The 18279-nt window shown below is 71.8% G+C and carries 17 protein-coding genes; 15 read left to right on the forward strand and 2 right to left on the reverse strand.

The features are described 5' to 3' along the window. Positions 1-75 precede the first annotated feature (75 nt). The 11 genes from JX005_RS04190 to JX005_RS04240 all read left to right on the forward strand — a co-directional run bounded on the left by JX005_RS04190 (position 76) and on the right by JX005_RS04240 (position 10227). Entirely contained in the window at positions 76-1266 is a 1191-nt protein-coding gene (locus JX005_RS04190) for a thiolase family protein (RefSeq protein WP_214466660.1), read from the forward strand. After that, positions 1259-1996 carry an enoyl-CoA hydratase/isomerase family protein gene (locus JX005_RS04195; protein ID WP_214466178.1) on the forward strand — a complete coding sequence of 246 codons (738 nt, stop codon included), beginning with the start codon at positions 1259-1261 and terminating at the stop codon, positions 1994-1996. Before JX005_RS04190 ends, JX005_RS04195 begins: the two co-directional genes overlap by 8 nt. Further along, positions 1993-2961: a 3-hydroxyacyl-CoA dehydrogenase family protein gene (locus JX005_RS04200; protein WP_214466179.1), complete on the forward strand. Its 969-nt coding sequence runs from the start codon at positions 1993-1995 to the stop codon at positions 2959-2961. Before JX005_RS04195 ends, JX005_RS04200 begins: the two co-directional genes overlap by 4 nt. Then, a complete protein-coding gene (gene paaZ, locus JX005_RS04205; protein ID WP_214466180.1) occupies positions 2961-5069 on the forward strand; it encodes a phenylacetic acid degradation bifunctional protein PaaZ in 2109 nt (702 codons plus the stop codon). Before JX005_RS04200 ends, paaZ begins: the two co-directional genes overlap by 1 nt. After that, on the forward strand, positions 5066-5491 hold the full coding sequence (paaI, locus tag JX005_RS04210; RefSeq protein WP_214466181.1) for a hydroxyphenylacetyl-CoA thioesterase PaaI: 426 nt from the start codon (positions 5066-5068) through the stop codon (positions 5489-5491). Before paaZ ends, paaI begins: the two co-directional genes overlap by 4 nt. Before the next feature lie 71 nt (positions 5492-5562). Beyond that, entirely contained in the window at positions 5563-6543 is a 981-nt protein-coding gene (gene paaA, locus JX005_RS04215) for a 1,2-phenylacetyl-CoA epoxidase subunit PaaA (RefSeq protein WP_214466182.1), read from the forward strand. Continuing rightward, a complete protein-coding gene (paaB, locus tag JX005_RS04220; protein WP_214466183.1) occupies positions 6543-6848 on the forward strand; it encodes a 1,2-phenylacetyl-CoA epoxidase subunit PaaB in 306 nt (101 codons plus the stop codon). The genes paaA and paaB overlap by 1 nt, the downstream gene beginning before the upstream one ends. Further along, on the forward strand, positions 6845-7744 hold the full coding sequence (paaC, locus tag JX005_RS04225; protein ID WP_214466184.1) for a 1,2-phenylacetyl-CoA epoxidase subunit PaaC: 900 nt from the start codon (positions 6845-6847) through the stop codon (positions 7742-7744). The genes paaB and paaC overlap by 4 nt, the downstream gene beginning before the upstream one ends. After that, a complete protein-coding gene (gene paaD, locus JX005_RS04230) occupies positions 7738-8259 on the forward strand; it encodes a 1,2-phenylacetyl-CoA epoxidase subunit PaaD (RefSeq protein WP_214466185.1) in 522 nt (173 codons plus the stop codon). Before paaC ends, paaD begins: the two co-directional genes overlap by 7 nt. Next, positions 8259-9455, forward strand: a complete 1197-nt coding sequence (gene paaE / locus JX005_RS04235) for a 1,2-phenylacetyl-CoA epoxidase subunit PaaE (protein ID WP_214466186.1) — start codon at positions 8259-8261, stop codon at positions 9453-9455. The genes paaD and paaE overlap by 1 nt, the downstream gene beginning before the upstream one ends. 10 nt (positions 9456-9465) lie before the next feature. Next, positions 9466-10227: an enoyl-CoA hydratase/isomerase family protein gene (locus JX005_RS04240; protein WP_214466187.1), complete on the forward strand. Its 762-nt coding sequence runs from the start codon at positions 9466-9468 to the stop codon at positions 10225-10227. Positions 10228-10401: 174 nt separating this feature from the next. On the opposite strand, the gene JX005_RS04245 is transcribed toward JX005_RS04240, so the two are convergent. After that, entirely contained in the window at positions 10402-12054 is a 1653-nt protein-coding gene (locus JX005_RS04245) for a thiamine pyrophosphate-binding protein (RefSeq protein ID WP_214466188.1), read from the reverse strand. A gap of 143 nt (positions 12055-12197) precedes the next feature. Here JX005_RS04245 and JX005_RS04250 point away from each other — a divergent pair, with 143 nt between their 5' ends. Then, a complete protein-coding gene (locus tag JX005_RS04250; RefSeq protein WP_214466189.1) occupies positions 12198-12500 on the forward strand; it encodes a hypothetical protein in 303 nt (100 codons plus the stop codon). 8 nt (positions 12501-12508) lie between these two features. Here the strand turns inward: JX005_RS04250 and JX005_RS04255 are convergent, their stop codons facing one another. Then, complete coding sequence (locus JX005_RS04255) at positions 12509-13213, reverse strand: IclR family transcriptional regulator (RefSeq protein WP_214466190.1); 705 nt, start codon at positions 13211-13213, stop codon at positions 12509-12511. A 132-nt stretch (positions 13214-13345) separates the two neighbouring features. On the opposite strand from JX005_RS04255, the gene JX005_RS04260 reads away from it, so the two are divergent. From JX005_RS04260 to JX005_RS04270, 3 genes are all read left to right on the forward strand, one after another. Then, positions 13346-15253: an FAD-binding monooxygenase gene (locus JX005_RS04260; RefSeq protein ID WP_214466191.1), complete on the forward strand. Its 1908-nt coding sequence runs from the start codon at positions 13346-13348 to the stop codon at positions 15251-15253. Positions 15254-15348: 95 nt separating this feature from the next. Further along, positions 15349-16866 (forward strand): NAD-dependent succinate-semialdehyde dehydrogenase, encoded by a 1518-nt coding sequence (locus JX005_RS04265; RefSeq protein ID WP_246533551.1) that lies wholly within the window; start codon positions 15349-15351, stop codon positions 16864-16866. 128 nt (positions 16867-16994) lie between these two features. Beyond that, positions 16995-18074, forward strand: a complete 1080-nt coding sequence (locus tag JX005_RS04270; RefSeq protein WP_214466193.1) for a winged helix DNA-binding domain-containing protein — start codon at positions 16995-16997, stop codon at positions 18072-18074. Positions 18075-18279: the final 205 nt, after the last annotated feature.

Raw genomic sequence — 18279 nt, forward strand, 5'->3', positions numbered from 1 at the left:
GAGATTGGAATACTGAACGATCGGTTAGGTATCATCGAACCGGTGCCGCGCCGTCGCGGCCGCGGAGGGATGACGATGTCCGAGGCCTATCTGGTCGGTGGAGTGCGCACGCCCGTCGGCCGCTACGGCGGCGTGCTCGCCGGTGTCCGCCCCGACGACCTCGCCGCGCTCGTCGTCGCAGAGGCGGTCGCCCGCGCCGGACTTCCCGCCTCGGCCGTCGAGGAGGTCATCCTCGGCGCGGCGAACCAGGCAGGGGAGGACAACCGCAACGTCGCACGCATGGCCGCGCTGCTCGCCGGCCTCCCCGACGAAGTCCCGGGCATCACCGTCAACCGCCTGTGCGCATCGGGCATGTCGGCGATCGCGCTCGCCGCCCAGGCCATCCGCGCGGGCGACGCCGCCGCGATGGTCGCCGGCGGGGTGGAGTCGATGACGCGCGCCCCCTGGGTGCAGGCCAAGCCCGACCGCGCATGGGGCAAGCCCGGGGAGGCGTTCGACACGTCGATCGGCTGGCGCTTCGTCAACCCGCGCATGAAGGCCCGCGACAAGGCCACCTTCTCGATGCCCGAGACCGCAGAGGAGGTCGCCCGCGTCGACGGCATCACCCGAGCGGATGCCGATGCCTTCGCCCTGCGCAGCCACCAGCGCGCGATCGCCGCGATCGACGGCGGCCGCTTCGCGGCAGAGATCGTCGCGGTGCCGACCCGCTCCGGTGAGGTGACCGTCGACGAAGGACCCCGCCGCGACACGTCGCTCGAACTGCTCGCCGGACTCCGCCCGGTGGTCGCAGGAGGTGAGGTCGTCACAGCCGGCAACGCCAGCACGCTCAACGACGGCGCCTCCGCGATCGTCGTGGCGTCGGCCGACGCGGTCGCCCGCTATGGCCTGCGCCCACGCGCCCGGATCGTCGCGACGGCCAACGCGGCGCTCGCGCCCGAGATCATGGGACTCGGCCCGGTGCCCGCGACAGAGAAGGCCCTCGCCAAGGCGGGGCTCACCGTCGCCGACATCGGCGCCGTCGAGCTGAACGAGGCCTTCGCGTCGCAGTCGCTCGCGTCGATGCGCCGGCTCGGACTCGACGAGGCCATCGTCAACGCCGACGGCGGTGCGATCGCGCTCGGCCACCCGCTCGGGTCGAGTGGCAGTCGGCTCGTCGTGACGCTGCTCGGTCGCATGGAGCGCGAAGGCGTCCGCTACGGGCTGGCCACCATGTGCGTCGGCGTCGGGCAGGGCACCGCGATGATCGTGGAGCGGACGGATGCCTGAACCGCTGCACATCGAGAGCACCGACGACCGCGTCGTCGCGACGCTGACGCGGCCGGAGGTGCGCAACGCGATCGACCAGGCGATGGTCGACGCTCTGCACGACCTGTGCGCCGACCTCGAAGCGGCGCCGCGGACACTCATCCTCATCGGCTCGGATGGCGTCTTCGCCTCGGGCGCCGACATCGCGCAGCTGCGCGACCGCCGCGCCGCCGACGCGCGCCGCGGCATCAACACCCGGGCCTTCGAGCGTATCCGGGCGCTTCCGATGCCGGTGATCGCGGCGATCGACGGCTACGCGCTCGGCGGCGGTGCCGAGCTCGCCTACGCGGCAGACCTGCGGATCGGCAGCACGCGCATGAAGATCGGCAACCCCGAGACCGGCCTGGGCATCATCGCGGGGGCGGGGGCGACCTGGCGGCTGCCGCAGATCGTCGGCGAGGCCCGTGCGGCCGAGCTTCTCCTGACCGGCCGCATCCTCGACGCCGACGAGGCGCTGGCGTGGGGGCTGGTCTCGTCGCTGCACGAGCCGGGAGAGCTGCTGACCGCGGCGCACGCGATGGCCCATCGCATCGCCGGGAACGACCCGCTCGCGACGCGCCACACCAAGACGGCGCTCGCCGCCGCGCCCGACGCGCACCCGGGCATCGAGCTCGAACTGCAGGCCGAGCTCTTCGAGAGCCCCGAAAAGGAGCGACGCATGACGGCATTCCTCGAGAGGCGCCGGCGATGAGCGAGCACGGGTCCGACCGCGTTTCGTCTCGTCGCTCCGCTCCTCGCTCAACGACCGGGGAGCCCGAGGCCGGCGCGGACCCCCGGGTCGTTGAGCGAGCGGAGCGAGACGAAGCGCGGCTCCCCGCCCGGGTCGGCGTGATCGGCGGAGGCCGCATGGGCGCGGGCATCGCGCACGCGTTCGCGCTGGCGGGCGCCGACGTCGTCGTCGTCGAGCGCGACGAGGAGGCGGCGGGCGCGGCATCCGCTCGTGTCCTCGAGGCGCTGCGGCGCAGCGTCGACCGCGGAACGACCTCGCGCCCGATCAACGTGCTCGCGGCCGCCCTGACGACGGCGACGGATGCCGCGGCCTTCGCCGGCTGCGGACTCGTCGTCGAAGCCGTTCCTGAAGACCGGGAGCTCAAGGTCGCCGCACTCTCGCGGGCGGAGCGTGCGCTGGAGGCGGGCGCCGTGCTGGCGACGAACACGTCATCCATCTCGATCGACGATCTCGCGGCCGCCCTCGAGCGCCCGGACCGCTTCGTGGGCCTGCACTTCTTCAACCCCGTGCCGGCGTCGCTGCTGGTCGAGGTCGTCGTGGGCGCGGCCACGGAGGATGCGGTCGCAGACGCGGCGCGGAGCTGGGTCGAGCAGATCGGCAAGACCGCCGTCGTCGTGCGCGATGCCCCCGGATTCGCGTCGAGCCGGCTGGGCGTCGCGCTCGGACTCGAGGCGATCCGCATGGTCGAGGAGGGCGTCGCCTCGCCGGCCGACATCGACGCCGCGATGGAGCTCGGGTACCGGCATCCGGTCGGACCCCTGCGCACGACCGACCTCGTCGGCCTGGACGTGCGCCTCGGCATCGCCGAGGAGCTGCACGCGCGGCTGGGCGACAGGTTCGCACCCCCCGAACTGCTGCGGCGCATGGTCGCCGACGGACGACTGGGCCGCAAGACCGGCCGCGGATTCTACGAATGGAGCGAGTGATGACCGACATCCTTCCCAGCTACGTGCTCGGCGAGTGGTGGACCCCGGCGGACGCCTCCGCCGCCGTGACCGTCGCAGACGCGTCGACCGGCGAGGCGGTCATCCGGGTGAGCACCGAGGGCCTCGACCTCGCCGCAGTGCTCGACTTCGCACGCACGACGGGGCAGGGGAGCCTCGGAGCACTGACCTTCCACCAGCGGGCCATGCTGCTCAAGCAGTTCGCGATCGCGCTCACCGAGCGCAAGCAGGATCTCTACGACCTCTCCAAGCGGGCGGGCGCCACCGAGCGCGACTCGCTGAACGACGTCGACGGCGGCATCGGCGTGCTCTTCACGTACTCCTCGAAGGGACGCCGCGAGCTCCCCGACGGCCAGGTGTATCTCGACGGGCCCGTCGAGTCGCTGTCCAAGGACGGTTCATTCCTCGGACGGCATGTGTACACGCGCCTGCCCGGCGTCGCGGTGCAGATCAACGCCTTCAACTTCCCGATGTGGGGTGCGCTCGAGAAGTTCGCGCCCGCGTTCCTCGCCGGCGTGCCGACCGTCGTCAAGCCCGCGACGCCCACCGTCTACGTCGCCGAGGCATGGGTGCGCGTCCTCGTCGACACCGGGCTGCTTCCCGACGGGTCGCTCCAGCTCGTCTGCGGCAGCGTGCCCGGGCTGTTCGACCATCTGCGACTCGGCGACCTCGTCGGGTTCACGGGCAGCGCATCGACGGCGGATCGGCTGCGCGCGCACCCGAGCATCCAGACCGGCGGGGTGCGGTTCACGAACGAGACCGACTCGATCAACGCGAGCGTCCTCGGACCCGACGCCGTCGCCGGCACCCCCGAGTTCGACGCGTACGTCAAGCAGCTCATGGTCGAGCTGACGACGAAGGCCGGTCAGAAGTGCACGGCGATCCGGCGCGCGATCGTGCCCGAGGGCTCGGTCGACGACCTCGTCGCGGCCGTCCGCGCCAAGGTCGCGGAGCGGGTGGTGCTCGGCGACCCGCACGCGGCGGGCGTCACGATGGGGCCCCTCGTGTCGGTGGCACAGCGCGACGAGGTGCTGCGTGCCGTGGGCGAGCTCCAGGCCGCCGGCGGCCGCGTGCTGCTCGGATCGACGGACGCTCCCGAGGTGGTGCGCGCCGACGGATCGGTCGGCACGGCCCCGGACGGCGCGTTCGTGGAGCCGCTGCTGATCGGGTTCGCGGATGCCTCGACCGACGCCGTCCACGAGGTCGAGGCCTTCGGCCCGGTCGCGAGCGTGCTGGCCTACCGCACGGTCGATGAGGCTGCGGACCTCGTCGCGCGGGGCGGAGGGTCGCTCGTGACGAGCGTGGCGACGAACGACCCCGCGGTGGCGACGGCGCTGCTGTCGCGCGTCGCGGCGTTCAACGGACGCCTCCTCTTCCTCGACCGCGCCGACGCGCGCACGTCGACGGGACACGGGGCGCCGGTGCCGCACCTCGTCCACGGCGGTCCCGGTCGCGCCGGCGGCGGCGAGGAGCTCGGCGGCATGCGTGCCGTGCTCCACCACATGCAGCGGACCGCGGTGCAGGGCTCGCCCGAGATGCTGACGGCGCTGACCGGCGTGTGGCACCAGGGCGCGGCATCCCGCACCGACCGGCACCCGTTCCGCAAGTCGCTGGCTGAGCTCGCGATCGGCGACCAGCTCGTGTCGCCGCTGCGCGTGGTGACCCTCGACGACATCGAGACGTTCGCGAACTTCACCGGCGACCTGTTCTACGCGCACATGGACGAGAAGGCCGCAGCGGCGAACCCGTTCTTCCCCGGACGCGTGGCGCACGGCTACCTCCTCGTCTCGTGGGCCGCGGGCCTGTTCGTCGACCCCGAGCCCGGGCCCGTGCTGGCGAATTACGGCCTGGAGAACCTCCGCTTCGTCACCCCGGTCTCGCCCGGCGACGAGATCCGCGTCGTGCTCACCGCGAAGCAGATCACCCCGCGCGAGACCGACGAGTACGGCGAAGTGCGCTGGGACGCGGTCATCTACAACCAGTCCGACGAGATCGTCGCGACCTACGACGTGCTGACGCTGGTGGCGAAGGAAGCGGATGCCTCGGCCGAGACATCCGGAGCCGCTCAGCCCGCTGGGGTGGGTGCATGACGGACCCCGCCGAGCACTTCGCCGGGCAGCGCCGGATGCTCCAGCGCGACCGCGCGTCGGCGGCGCTCGGCATGGTCGTCGAGCGCGACGAGGCGGGGGAGGCCGTCGTGTCGATGCGCGTTCGCGACGACATGACGAACGGCTTCGCGATCACGCACGGGGGCATGGTGTTCGCCCTCGCCGACACCGCATTCGCCATGGCGTGCAACGAGGACGACGACGTGACGGTCGCGGCAGGTGCCGACATCGCGTTCCTCAAGGCGACGCACGCCGGTCAGACCCTTACCGCGCACGCGCGGCGGCGCGCGGCGTCCGGACGCAGCGGGCTGTACGACGTGACCGTGACCGACGAGACCGGCGACGTGGTGGCGGAGTTCCGCGGGCGGTCGTTCATGACGCGCCGGGCGCACCCGGACGGCTGACCTCGCCGCGCGCGGACGGGCGACCCGTAGTAGACTTACTGAACGAATGGTCTGTAATTAAGGAGTCGATGATGACGACCGCACCCGACCTCACCGTGGTCGAGCCCGACGAGGCTGCCGAGCAGGCCACATTCGATGCGCTCATCGCAGCGGAGCAGCGCATCGAGCCGCGTGACTGGATGCCCGAGGCGTATCGCAAGACGCTGATCCGGCAGATCTCGCAGCACGCGCACTCCGAGATCATCGGCATGCAGCCGGAGGGCAACTGGATCACGCGCGCGCCGAGCCTCAAGCGCAAGGCGATCCTGATGGCCAAGGTGCAGGACGAGGCCGGGCACGGGCTCTACCTCTACTCGGCGGCTCAGACCCTCGGCATCACGCGCGACGAGATGACCGAGCAGCTCATCTCGGGCAGGGCGAAGTACTCCTCGATCTTCAACTACCCGACGCCCACGTGGGCCGACATGGGCGCGATCGGCTGGCTCGTCGACGGCGCCGCGATCTGCAACCAGGTGCCCCTCTGCCGGGCGTCGTACGGGCCTTACGGGCGCGCGATGGTGCGCATCTGCAAGGAGGAGTCGTTCCACCAGCGCCAGGGATTCGAGATCCTGCTCGCGCTCATGCAGGGCACGGTCGCGCAGCGCGAGATGGCGCAGGAATCCGTCAATCGCTGGTACTGGCCGAGCCTCATGATGTTCGGGCCACCCGACGACGAATCGCCCAACTCGGCGCAGTCGATGGCGTGGAAGATCAAGCGCTTCTCGAACGACGAGCTGCGCCAGCGGTTCATCGGGATGCTCGTGCCGCAGGCCGAGGTGCTGGGTGTGACGCTGCCCGACCCCGAGCTGCGCTGGGACGAGGACGCCCAGCGGTGGCACATGACCGAGATCGATTGGACCGAGTTCCACGAGGTCCTGCGCGGCCGCGGCCCGATGAACGCCGAGCGCCTGCGCAACCGCCGCAACGCCCACGAGGACGGCGCGTGGGTGCGTGAGGCGGCCGCCGAGTACGCCCGCAAGCAGGCCACGCGCGCGGAAGGGAAGGTGGCGTGATGGCTACTCCGGGATACTCCGACCGCGAGACCTGGCCCCTGTGGGAGGTCTTCGTGCGTGCGAGCCGCGGGCTCAGCCACGTGCACGCCGGCTCGCTGCACGCGCCCGATGCCGAACTGGCGCTGCGCAACGCCCGCGACCTGTACACCCGCCGCGGCGAGGGCACGTCGGTCTGGGTCGTCCCGGCAGACGCGATCACGACGAGCGACCCCGACTCGAAGGGCGCCTTCTTCGAGAGCCCGGCGGGCAAGAACTACCGGCACGCGGTGTACTACACGGCGTCCGAGGGGGTGCCGCACCTGTGAGCACGGATGGCCAGGGCGTTTCGTCTCGCTCCGCTCGCTCAACGACCGTTGAGCGAGGGAGCGCAGCGACCGAGACGAAACGCGACGCGCACGGCGACGTCAGCGTCGACCGCCTCGAGCTCGCCGACGAACTGGCAGGCGAAGGCGGCCGCGCGGCGACCGCCGACATCGCCGAGTACGCCCTGCGCCTCGGCGATGACGCGCTGATCCTGTCGCAGCAGCTCGGCGCCTGGATCGCACGCGCCCCCGAGCTCGAGGAGGATGTCGCGCTCGGCAACATCGCGCTCGACCTCCTCGGGCACGCCCGCTCGTTCCTCCGCTACGCCGGCACCTACGACGGCCGCACCGAGGACGACCTGGCGTACTGGCGCGACGAGCAGCAGTTCCGCTGCGCGTGGCTCTTCGAACAGCCGAACGGCGACTTCGCGCAGACGATCGCGCGCCAGTTCGCGGCATCCGTCTATCAGTACGAGCTCTACACGGCACTCGCCGAATCGAGCGACGAGACCTTCGCCGCGATCGCCGCCAAGGCCGTCAAGGAGGTCGAGTACCACCGCGACCACGCCGTGCAGTGGACGCTGCGGCTCGCCGGCGGCACCGACGAGTCGCGGGCGCGGATGATCCGCGCCGTGGGCGATGTGTGGCCGTACGTCGACGAGCTATTCCGCGACGATGCGCTCATCGAGCGGCTCGGCCCGGCGGCCGCGCGCCCGTCGAGCCTGCGTACCGGCTTCGACGCCGTCGTGGCCGCGGTGTTCGGCGAGGCCGGACTCGAGGTCCCGCAGGGATTCGTGAGCGCCGGCGGCGGGCGCGAGGGCAGGCATTTCGCGACGCTCGGCTACATCCTCGCCGAGATGCAGGTGCTCGCGCGGCAGCATCCGGGGGCGACATGGTGACCCTCGCCGAGCTGCAGTCCCGCGAGGCGGTCGCGGATGCCTCCGCCCGCGCGTGGCGGATCGCCGCGGCCGTGCCCGACCCGGAGGTGCCGGTCCTGACGATCGAAGACCTCGGGGTGCTGCGCGAGGTCTCCGTCGACGGCGATCGGGTGACGGTCACGATGACCCCCACGTACTCGGGATGCCCCGCCGTCGACGCGATCCGCGACGACATCGTGCTCGCGCTCACCGGCGCGGGGTTCGCCGAAGTCGAGGTGCGCCTCACGCTCACCCCGGCCTGGACCACGGACTGGATGAGCGAAGCGGGGCGCGAGAAGCTCCGCGCGTACGGCATCGCGCCGCCGACCGGCCGTGCGTCGGTGGGCGGGCCGATCCGGCTGCAGCTGGCCGTGAAGTGCCCCCGCTGCGGGTCGCTCGACACCCGCGAGCTCGCGCGCTTCGGGTCGACCTCGTGCAAGGCGCTCTACGAGTGCCGCGCGTGCCTCGAGCCCTTCGATCACTTCAAGGTGCACTGATGGCCGCCGACAACATCGGGGCCCGCGAGCGGGAGCGCATCGCCGAGGCCCTGCTCACCAGCGCCGTCGGCGGACCGCGCGAGGCAAAGCGCCGCGCGCGATTCCACACCCTGCGCGTCGCGGCGGTGCGGCCGCTGACCGACGCCGCCGTCGAGGTCACGTTCGCCGTGCCCGAAGAGGCGCGGGGCGACTTCGACTACCTCGCCGGGCAGCACGTGGCGTTGCGCACGACGCTGGACGGCCACGAGGTGCGCCGGTCGTATTCGCTGTGCCGTGCGGTCGATGCGGGCGGCGGCGGAGACGGCCCGCTCACCATCAGCGTCGCGATCAAGCGCGACCAGGGCGGCCGGTTCTCGACGTGGGCGCAGTCCGAGCTGAAGCCGGGCGATCGCATCGACGTCATGAGCCCGCAGGGCACGTTCACCTCGACGCTCGCCGACCTCGACGGCGCCCACGTCGCGGGGATCGCCGCGGGCTCAGGGATCACCCCGCTCATGGCGCTCGCCGCAACGGTGCTCGAGCGCTCCGAGACATCGCGCTTCACCCTCGTCTACACCAACCGCTCGACGACCGACGTGATGTTCCTCGAGGACCTCGCCGACCTCAAGGACCGGTACCCGTCGCGGCTCGCGCTGCACCATGTGCTCTCGCGCGAGCAGCGCGCGGCACCGCTGCTCTCGGGGCGCATCGACGAAGAGCGGCTGCGGCGCATCCTCGACGCGCTGGTCCTGCCCGACACCGTCGACGAGTGGTTCCTGTGCGGACCGTTCGAGCTGGTGCAGCTGTGCCGCGACACGCTCGCCGACATCGGAGTCGCGCCCGAGCACGTCCGCTACGAGCTGTTCACGACGGGTGAGGGCGGCCGGGCCGAGGCGCCCTCCGGCCGCCCGATCGAGGTGAGGGCCGACGAGCCCGTCCACCGCATCGAAGTCACGCTCGACGGCCAGTCGGCCACGATCGAGAGCCCCGTCGCCGCGCACGAGTCGATCCTCAACGCCGCGCTGCGCGTACGCCCGGATGCGCCGTTCGCGTGCGCCGGCGGCGTGTGCGGAACCTGCCGGGCGCTCCTGCGGGAAGGCTCCGTCGCGATGACCGAGAATTACGCGCTCGAGCCGGACGAGCTCGAGCGCGGGTACATCCTCACTTGCCAGTCCCACCCCACGACCGACCGCGTCGTGGTCGACTACGACGTCTGAGAGGGCATCCGTGATCACCTGCTCCGTCGACGATGGCCTCGCCGAGATCGTCCTCGACGCCCCCGAGAAGCTCAACGCCCTGTCGCTCGAAGCGATCGCGGAGTTGGATGCCGCATACGCCGAGGCTGAGGCATCCGGCGCTCGAGCCGTCGTGCTGCGGGGCGAAGGGCGCGCGTTCTGCGCCGGGCGCGACATCGCCGGCGTCGACCCCGCGACCGATGACGTGCGCGGATACCTGGGAGCCGTCGAGGCGCTGATGCGACGGATGGCCGCCTTCCCCGCACCGACCTTCGCCGCCGTGCACGGCGCGTGCCTGGGCGTCGGCCTCGGCCTCGCGATCGCGACCGACGTGGTCTACGTCGCCGAGACCGCCAAGGTCGGGTCTCCGTTCGCGAACCTCGGCGCGATGCTCGACTCCGGCGGGCACGCGCTGCTGTACGAGCGGCTCGGTGCCCACCGCGCCCTCGACCTCATCTACACCGGCGAGCTGCTGACCGGCGCCGAGGCCGTCGCGGCCGGGATGTTCAGCCGGAGCGTCGCCGCCGACGAGCTGCTGGCCTTCACGCGGGAGCGTGCCGCGCGGGCGGCGGCGGGCCCGACCCAGGCGTTCCTCGCGTCCAAGCGCCTCATCGACAAGCTGCGCGACGAGCGGCTCTGGCGGGTCGTGGCCGAGGAGAACCGCGGGCAGGCCGAGCTGCGCGACACCGCCGACTACCGCGAGGGGTTCGCGGCGTTCCAGGAGAAGCGCAAGCCTGGGTTCACCGGGTCCTGACGCGTTTCGTCTCGTCGCTTCGCTCCTCGCTCAACGACCCGGGATCTTCCCGCCCGCTGAGCCGCGACCCCCGGTCGTTGAGCGAGCGCAGCGAGACGAAACGCCCTTCCCTCCCGCTGAGCCGCGACCCCCGGTCGTTGAGCGAGCGCAGCGAGACGAAACGCCCTTCCCGCCTCAGGAGTTCACGCGGATGATCTCCTGCTGGTACGGGGCGACGACCGCGCCCGAGATGCGGCAGTCGAGCACCAGGAAGGGGCGGGATGCCGCGTCCTCGGCCGTCCACGACGCGAGGCGCTCGAGATCGGCCATGCTGCGCACGACGACCCCTTCGGCGCCGACGCCGGCGGCGAGGGCGGCGAAGTCGACCTCGGGGATGAGCATGGGCTCCTTCGCGAGCCCCTTCAGCCCGTAGAGGTTCACCTCCGCGCCGTAGGCGGCGTCGTTCCAGACGACGGCCATGCCCCGGCCTCCCGCGACGCGGACCGCCGACTCGAGGTCGGACAGCGCCATGAGCCCGCCGCCGTCGCCGGTCGTGAGCACCACGGTGGCCTCGGGGCGTGCGAGCGCGGCGCCCGGCACCGACGGCCAGCCCAGGCCGATCGACTGGAACGCGGTGCCGATCATCATCATGCGGTCGGGTGATTCGACAGGCCAGTACATGTTCGCCCAGCCGATGAAGTGCCCGCCGTCGGAGACGACCACGCGGTCGACGGGGAGGAGCTCCGCGATGCGCGCGGCCACCGAGCGGGGGTCGAGGCGTCCGTCGGGTGCGACGCCCTCGCCGGCGTCGTACGCGCGCGCCGCGACGACGTCCACCGACTCCCGCCACCCGCTGCTCCGGCCACCCGCACCCCGGACCGCCTCGACGAGCCGGCCGGCGATGGTCGCGGCATCCCCCCGCACGAATCCGCCGACGTGCGGATGCGTCGCAGCGGGGGTGACATCGACCTGGAAGACGCGGGTGCCGGGGGCGAACAGGTCGCCGAAGCGCATCGTGAACTGGTTGAGGGAGGCTCCGAACACGACCGCGACATCGGCCTCGCGCACGAGCTCCATCGCGCCCTCGGCGCCGAATCCGCCCGTCACGCCGAGGTCGAACTCGGCGCGGGGGAAGACGCCGCGTCCGAGCGCCGTCGAGGCGGTCAGCGCTCCCGTCAGGTCGGCCAGCTCGCCGAGGACCTCGCCGGCCCCCGAGGTCCATGCCCCGCGGCCGGCCAGCAGGAGCGGCCGCTGCGCGCCCGCGAGGGCGGCCGCGATCTCGCCCACGGCGCCCTCCGCGAACGGTCCGGCGGGCGACAGCGGGCCGGGAAGACGCGGCTCGGGCGCCTCGGGGACGGGGCCGGCGTCGCGGGCGGCGACGTCGTAGGGGATCGCGAGCACCGTCGGCACCCGGTAGGTGAGGGCGTGCTCGATCGCGATGACGGTCGTGGCCGCGGCATCCGCTCGTCCGACGGTGTACGTGCGGGCGCCCACCGCCGACGCGAGGGCGATCTGGTCGACGTCCCACGGGCGCGGACCCGACGTGGGCTCGTCGCCCACCACGAGCACGAGCGGAACGTGGGCCTGCACGGCTTCGGCCAGCGCGGTGAGGGTGTTCGTGAAGCCGGCACCGTACGTCGCGGTGGCGGCGGCCAGCCGGCCCGAGGCACGGTGGAACGCGTCGGCGGCGACGACGCCGCCCGCCTCGTGCCGCACGGCGGTGAACGAGACGGCGGTCGCGCGCTCGAGCGCGTCGAGGAAGTACGCGTTGCCGTTGCCCATGACGCCGAAGACGTGGTCGATGTGGCGGGCGAGGGTGAGTGCGACGTGCGCAGAGACGGTGGGCATGGGAACTCCTGCAAGACGGGAACGGTGGAAGGCCGTATGTGTCTCGCGCGTTCGCGCTGCGTGCCCATTTTTCGAGCACCGACGGGCTCGCTCCCGCCGGACGACTTCGAGTATAGGACTCCCCACGCGGCATGATGGGGCGTATGAGGACGATCCAGCTGCGCCGGTACACGCTTGTCGAAGGGGAGTACGACGCGTTCGTCGCGTGGTGGGAGGGCTGCATGCCGCGCGTGCGTCCGGCCGCCGGATTCGCGATCGAGTTCGCCTACGGCCTGCCCGCGTCCAGCGAGTTCGTATGGGCGGTCAGCGCCGAGGGCGACGAAGCCGCGTTCCTCGCTCTGGAGGAGCAGTACATGGCATCCGATGCGCGCGCCGAGGTGTTCGCCGGCGTCCCGCAGCGGGTCGCGAACTACGACATCGCCTTCGTCGGGCAGCGCTTCGCCTGACGCCCGGCTCAGCCTCCGAGCGCGCCGCGGATGACGGCCGCCGAGCGCTCCAGGCGCGCGGCGACCTCGCCCGGCTCGTGCGTGCTGGCGAGGTAGACGACGGCGATCGCCGCCGGACCCCTCCCGCGGATCGACAGCGGCACGGCGACGGCGCGCAGACTCGGGATGACCTCGTCGTGGCTCTCGGAGAAGCCGCGGGCCGCGGCATCCGCCACCTCCTCCCGCAGGTGCTCGTCGGCGTCGGCCGGCCACGCGGCGTGGGGGAGGAGCGTCAGGATCGCCTTGCCGGGGGCGCCGCGGGTGACGGGATGCCGCGTCCCCGGCCGCTGCGCCACCGAGGCGACCGCGTGCCGCGGCTCGACGCTCGCGAGCGTCACGCACTCGTCGTGGTCGAGAACGCTGAGGAAGCACGTCATGCCCAGCTCGTTCGCGACGTCGGTGAGCTCGGGCAGCGCCTCGGCCTGCAGGTCGTGCGCGACGCCCGCCGCGAGCGCGGCCATCCGCGGGCCGAGTGCCAGGTGCCCGCTGGAGTCGCGGGTGATGAGGCCGTGGTCCTCGAGCGTGCGCACCAGGCGGTAGGCGACGGAGCGGTGGACGTCGAGCCTGCTCGCGACCGCGTCGATCGAGAGCGGCTCGCGGGCGTCGGCGAGCACTTCGAGCACCCGGATGCCGCGGCTCAACGTCTGCGACGCGGGCGCGCGCTCGTCGGCCATGCGTGCCGCCTCTCTTGCCCCTCCGGGTCACTTCGTATACGATCTGTTCAATAGTAGAACGATCCGTTCCAATATAGAACACCGTCTGTTTCGGCCACAAGCCCTCGACATCGCCGTCCGAGGAGGACACCCATGCAGTTCCACCACCACGGATACGTCAGCGGCGAGCCGCGCGTGCAGGATGCCGCGGGTATCGGCCTCGATCGGCCCGCCGAGCTTCCCGACCAGATGGACGTTCTCATCGTCGGCTCCGGCCCCGCGGGCATGCTGCTCTCGGCCCAGCTGTCGCAGTTCCCCGACATCGCCACGCGAATCATCGAGCGCCGCGACGGGCGTCTGGTGCTGGGGCAGGCCGACGGCATCCAGCCGCGCAGCGTCGAGACGTTCCAGGCATTCGGATTCGCCGAGCGCATCGTGGCGGAGGCGTACAACATCGCCTACATGAACTTCTGGGGCCCCAACCCCGAGAACCCGAGCGAGATCGTCCGCACCGCGCGCACGGAGGACTACGCCTTCAAGATCAGCGAGTTCCCGCACCTCATCGTGAACCAGGCGCGCGTTCTCGACTACTTCGCCGAGGCCGCTGCGAACGGCCCCGGACGCATCGTGCCCGACTACGGGATCGAGTTCCTCGGCCTGACGACCCGCGACGAGGGGGAGTACCCCGTCGAGGTCCGCGTGCGGCACACCGTCGGCGACCGCGCCGGCGAGGAGCGCACCGTGCAGGCGAAGTACGTCGTCGGCTGCGACGGCGCACGCAGCGGCGTGCGCGAGGCCATCGGACGCAAGCACGTGGGCGCGTTCGCCGCTCACGCCTGGGGCGTCATGGATGTGCTGGTCAACACCGACTTCCCCGACTGGCGCACCAAGTGCGCCATCAACTCGGCGGCGGGCAACATCCTGCACATCCCGCGCGAGGGCGGCTACCTCAGCCGCGTCTACGTCGACCTGGGGGAGGTGGCCGCAGACGACGACCGCCGCGTGCGCCAGACCCCGGTCGAGGAGATCATCCGCCGCGCGAACGAGATCCTCCACCCCTACTCCCTCGACGTGAAGCAGGTCGCGTGGCACAGCGTCTACGAAGTCGGCCACCGCGTGACCGACAAGTTCGACGACGTCGACGTCGACCAGGCCCACGACCCGCGGGTCTTCCTCGCCGGCGACGCGTGCCACACGCACAGCGCGAAGGCCGGACAGGGCATGAACGTCTCGATGCAGGACGGCTTCAACCTGGGCTGGAAGCTCGGGCACGTGCTGTCGGGCCTGAGCCCCGCCTCGCTCCTGTCGACGTACTCGGCCGAGCGGCAGCCGGTCGCGCAGCAGCTCATCGACTTCGACCGCGAGTGGTCGGCGCTCATGGCGCGCAAGCCCGAGGAGATCTCCGACCCGCAGGAGCTCGCGACCTTCTACCTCGGCACGGCGGAGTTCCCCTCCGGATTCATGACGCAGTACGGCCCGTCGATGGTGGTGACGGATGCCGCGCACCAGGCTCTCGCCGACGGCTTCCCCCTCGGCAAGCGGTTCAAGTCCGTCGAGGTCGTGCGGGTCTGCGACGGCAACGTCGTGCACCTCGGCCACCACGCGAAGGCCGACGGGCGCTGGCGCGTGTACGCCTTCGCCGACGCGCCGCCGGCAGGACAGCCTTCGGCGCTCGCGTCGTGGGCCGAGTGGATGGCGTCGGACGGCTCGCCCATCGCCCGCCACACGCCGGCCGGCGCCGACATCGACGCGGTCTTCGACGTGAAGGTGGTCTACCAGCAGTCGCACGACGAGCTCGAGGTCACCGCGGCGCCGGAGATCTTCCTGCCCCGCACCGGACCCCTCGGCCTGACCGACTGGGAGAAGGTGTACTCCGCCGGTCCGAGCGCGTGGAGCACCGCCGACATCTTCGCCGAGCGCGGCATCTCGCGCGACGGTGCCGTGGTCGTCGTGCGTCCCGACCAGTACGTCGCCGCCGTGCTGCCGCTGACGGCGACCGACGAGCTCGCCGCGTTCTTCGCCGGATGCCTGAACGCCCAGCCCGCGCCCGCACGGGTGTGACCTCCGCGTACGCGCTGGAGTATTGAAGCGGATGCCTGTACACGACGTATATCGGCTGGGCGTCCGCACCACGGGCAGAATTGCCCGGAAAGACCATGAGAAGCGGGTGCGCGGCATCCGATGACGACAAGGGAGTCCCCGTGACCGAGAACCGTGAGACCGAGCTGCTGGCGTCCGTCCCGGACGGCCTGTTCATCGGTGGCGAGTGGCGCGCGGCGAAGGACGGCCGCACGCTCAAGGTCTACGACCCGGCCACCGGCGCGACGGTCAAGGAGATCGCGGACGCGTCGCCCGAGGACGGCAAGGCCGCTCTCGACGCCGCCGTCGACGCGTTCCCGGCGTGGGCGGCGACGCCCGCCCGCGAGCGCGCCGAGATCCTCCGTCGGGCGTTCGACCTGCTGCAGGAGCGCAAGGAGGACTTCGCGCTGCTGATGACGATCGAGATGGGCAAGCCGCTGGCCGAGGCCCGCGGCGAGGTGGCCTACGGCGGCGAGTTCCTGCGCTGGTTCAGCGAGGAGACCGCCCGCGTGCAAGGCCGGTACGGTGCGAACCCCGAGGGTACCGGACGCATGATCGTGTCGCAGCATCCGGTGGGCCCGTGCTTCCTCATCACCCCGTGGAACTTCCCGCTCGCGATGGCGACCCGCAAGATCGCCCCCGCGCTCGCCGCCGGCTGCACCGTCGTGATCAAGCCGGCCGAGCTCACCCCGCTCACGACGCTCGCGTTCGCGCGGCTGCTCGAGGACGCCGGGCTGCCCAAGGGCGTCGTGAACGTGTTCACGACGTCGACGTCGGGCAAGGTGTCCGAGCCGATCATCCGCGACCCGCGGCTGCGCAAGCTGTCGTTCACGGGCTCGACCTCGGTCGGCCAGCGGCTGCTCGAGCAGGCGTCGCAGGGCGTGCTGCGCACGTCGATGGAGCTCGGCGGCAACGCCCCGTTCGTCGTGTTCGACGACGCCGACCTCGACAAGGCGGTCGACGGGGCCATGCTCGCGAAGTTCCGCAACATCGGCCAGGCCTGCACCGCCGCCAACCGCTTCATCGTCCAGCGCTCGGTCGCGGACGAGTTCGCCCGCCGGGTGACCGAGCGGGTGAAGGACCTGAAGATCGGACGCGGCACCGAGGACGGCGTCGCGATCGGCCCGCTCATCAACCAGGACGCCGTCGACAAGGCGACCTCGCTCGTCGCCGACGCGGTCCAGCGCGGTGCGCAGGTGCGCACCGGAGGCAGCGAGGTGGACGGCGTCGGCACGTTCTACGAGCCGACCGTCGTCACCGACGTGCAGCCCGGCAGCGACATCCTCCGCGAGGAGATCTTCGGCCCGGTGCTCGCGATCATCCCGTTCGACACCGAGGACGACGCGGTCCGCATCGCCAACGACACCGAGTACGGCCTCGTCTCCTACGTCTTCACCGAGAGCCTCTCCCGCGGACAACGCATGATCGAGCGGCTCGAGACCGGGATGATGGGCCTCAACATGGGCGTCGTCTCCAACGCCGCCGCGCCCTTCGGCGGCTGGAAGATGTCCGGTCTCGGGCGCGAGGGCGGGGCCGAGGGCATCCACGAGTACCTCCAGACGAAGTACACGCTCACGGCGAACCCCTTCGCCTGACCCGCGCTTGTTGAGTGTCCAGGACACGCCGCGCCGCCCGGGCGAGTGACGGCGGGTCCTGGACACTCAAACCGGGAGAGGGCGGGGGAGGCGCGGAGAGCGTCCGTAGGGCGCGCCATGATGGGGGCATGAACCACGCGGACCTCCGTCACGAGCGTCTTCGTTCGCACCGGCTCAGCGCGCCTGCGTCGACGGTGCTCGAGGCCGCCTCGCACATGCTCGCCACCCAGGCGCAGGAGTTCTGGGGCGGCCGATGGGCGATCGCGGCGCGCACCCGCGGGCGCATGACGGTGCGCGACGTCGATGCCGCATTCGATCGCGGCGAGATCGTGCGCTCGTGGACGCAGCGCGGCACGATCCACCTGCTCGCGGCCCGCGACCTCGCGTGGGTGCTGTCGGTCACGGGCGAGCGGCAGGCACGTCAGCTTGCGGCCGTGCGCCGTGCCGAGGCGATCGACGACGAAGAGCTCGCCCGCGCCGAGCGGATCGCACGCACCGCCCTCGGCGGCGGCAACCGCCTCACCCGCAAAGACCTGTTCGCCGCGTTCGAGAGCGGGGGAGTGAGCACCGCCCGCCAGCGCGGCTACCACCTCCTCGTCGCGCTGTCGCTGCGCACCGTCATCTGCCAGGCCCCCGTCGTGCCGCGGCCGGGGGCTCCGACCCGCGAGCAGTACTTCGTGCTGACCGAGGAGTGGGTGACGGATGCCGCGTCCCCGGCCGATCCCGTCGCCGAGATGTTCTTCCGCTACATCGCCTCGCACGGGCCGGCCGGCGCCCGGGACTTCGCGTGGTGGACGGGGCTGCCGCTCGGAATCTCGCGGGCCGCGGCGGAACGGGCATCCGATCGTCTCGTCGTCGTCGAAGACTCACCTGAGCCGCTCTACATCGCGGCGGGGCCGCGGCCCCGCCGCAGTGCGTCGGCACCGGCGGTGCTCGCGCTCCCGCCGTTCGAGGAGTACTACCTCTCGTACGTCGATCGCACCGTGCCGTGCGCGCCGGAGTTCCTTGCGTCGATCGGCCCGAGCATGAACGGCATCGTGCGGCCGATCCTGATCGCTCGCGGCGAGGCGATCGGAGTGTGGACGCATTCGATCGCCGTGGCCCGTCACGCCGACGAGCCGGTCCCCGAGCTGTTCACTCCCGGCAGGGCGACAGACGCCGAGGTGGCCGCGGCGCTCGACCGGTACCGCGACTTCATCACGGCCTGATCCCGGCGCCGATTTGGCGGGCATGGGGGGCTCACGTACACTGGGTGTCAACCGAAGACCGCCGGTCATCGACGTGCGCGCAAGCGCACGGAGATCGAAGCACTGCATCGCAGGGGCCCGCGCAGGTGACACGAACTGATGAAGCTCCGTGCGCTTGCGCCGGAGCTTTCTTGTTTGCCGTGGTGAGAGCAGATGAGCGGATGTC

Origin of the sequence: Microbacterium flavescens, assembly GCF_018588945.1 — a bacterium.
In the GTDB taxonomy this organism is placed as follows: Bacteria; Actinomycetota; Actinomycetes; order Actinomycetales; family Microbacteriaceae; genus Microbacterium; species Microbacterium flavescens.

What these genes read in the sequence shown, in the direction of transcription:
- JX005_RS04190 (WP_214466660.1), top strand. Translation starts at nt 76, where the DNA reads ATGTCCGAGGCCTATCTGGTCGGTGGAGTGCGCACGCCCGTCGGCCGC.
- JX005_RS04195 (WP_214466178.1), top strand. Translation starts at nt 1,259, where the DNA reads ATGCCTGAACCGCTGCACATCGAGAGCACCGACGACCGCGTCGTCGCG.
- JX005_RS04200 (WP_214466179.1), top strand. Translation starts at nt 1,993, where the DNA reads ATGAGCGAGCACGGGTCCGACCGCGTTTCGTCTCGTCGCTCCGCTCCT.
- paaZ (WP_214466180.1), top strand. Translation starts at nt 2,961, where the DNA reads ATGACCGACATCCTTCCCAGCTACGTGCTCGGCGAGTGGTGGACCCCG.
- paaI (WP_214466181.1), top strand. Translation starts at nt 5,066, where the DNA reads ATGACGGACCCCGCCGAGCACTTCGCCGGGCAGCGCCGGATGCTCCAG.
- paaA (WP_214466182.1), top strand. Translation starts at nt 5,563, where the DNA reads ATGACGACCGCACCCGACCTCACCGTGGTCGAGCCCGACGAGGCTGCC.
- paaB (WP_214466183.1), top strand. Translation starts at nt 6,543, where the DNA reads ATGGCTACTCCGGGATACTCCGACCGCGAGACCTGGCCCCTGTGGGAG.
- paaD (WP_214466185.1), top strand. Translation starts at nt 7,738, where the DNA reads ATGGTGACCCTCGCCGAGCTGCAGTCCCGCGAGGCGGTCGCGGATGCC.
- paaE (WP_214466186.1), top strand. Translation starts at nt 8,259, where the DNA reads ATGGCCGCCGACAACATCGGGGCCCGCGAGCGGGAGCGCATCGCCGAG.
- JX005_RS04245 (WP_214466188.1), bottom strand. Translation starts at nt 12,054, where the DNA reads ATGCCCACCGTCTCTGCGCACGTCGCACTCACCCTCGCCCGCCACATC.
- JX005_RS04250 (WP_214466189.1), top strand. Translation starts at nt 12,198, where the DNA reads ATGAGGACGATCCAGCTGCGCCGGTACACGCTTGTCGAAGGGGAGTAC.
- JX005_RS04255 (WP_214466190.1), bottom strand. Translation starts at nt 13,213, where the DNA reads ATGGCCGACGAGCGCGCGCCCGCGTCGCAGACGTTGAGCCGCGGCATC.
- JX005_RS04260 (WP_214466191.1), top strand. Translation starts at nt 13,346, where the DNA reads ATGCAGTTCCACCACCACGGATACGTCAGCGGCGAGCCGCGCGTGCAG.
- JX005_RS04265 (WP_246533551.1), top strand. Translation starts at nt 15,349, where the DNA reads ATGAGAAGCGGGTGCGCGGCATCCGATGACGACAAGGGAGTCCCCGTG.
- JX005_RS04270 (WP_214466193.1), top strand. Translation starts at nt 16,995, where the DNA reads ATGAACCACGCGGACCTCCGTCACGAGCGTCTTCGTTCGCACCGGCTC.